This is a genomic window from Paraburkholderia sp. J11-2, assembly GCF_905220185.1.
In the GTDB taxonomy this organism is placed as follows: Bacteria; Pseudomonadota; Gammaproteobacteria; order Burkholderiales; family Burkholderiaceae; genus Paraburkholderia.
This window is the reverse complement of the sequence record NZ_CAJMYY010000104.1, coordinates 1-572: the sequence shown is the minus strand read 5'-3', so window position 1 is coordinate 572 and position 572 is coordinate 1. Positions and strand designations below refer to the sequence as shown.

General features: G+C 66.3%; 1 protein-coding gene. It reads left to right on the top strand.

Translation table 11 applies throughout. The features are described from left to right. On the top strand, positions 1-572 hold a 572-nt coding region (locus tag U5A57_RS41345), incomplete at both ends, for a beta-ketoacyl synthase N-terminal-like domain-containing protein (RefSeq protein ID WP_321918102.1).

The window sequence follows — 572 nt, the reverse complement described above, 5'->3', positions numbered from 1 at the left end:
ATGACTGACATTGTGATCGTTTCGGCCGCACGTACGGCAGTTGGCAAATTCGGCGGTTCGCTCGCGAAGGTGGCGGCGCCCGACCTGGGTGCGATCGTCATCAAGGCTGCGCTCGAGCGCGCAGGCGTGAAGCCGGAGCAAGTGAGCGACGTGATCATGGGTCAGGTGCTGACCGCCGGTTCGGGCCAGAACGTGGCGCGCCAGGCATCGATCAAGGCGGGCCTGCCCACGGCCGTTCCCGCCATGACGATCAACAAGGTGTGCGGCTCCGGCCTGAAGGCCGTGATGCTGGCCGCGAACGCGATCATCGCGGGCGACTCGGACATCGTCGTGGCCGGCGGCCAGGAAAACATGAGCGCCGCGCCGCACGTGCTGCCGGGCTCGCGCGACGGCTTCCGCATGGGCGATGCGAAGCTGATCGACAGCATGATCGTCGACGGCCTGTGGGACGTGTACAACCAGTACCACATGGGCGTGACGGCGGAAAACGTCGCGAAGGAATACGGCATCACGCGCGAGGAGCAGGACGCGTTTGCGGCGCTCTCGCAGAACAAGGCCGAGGCGGCGCAGAA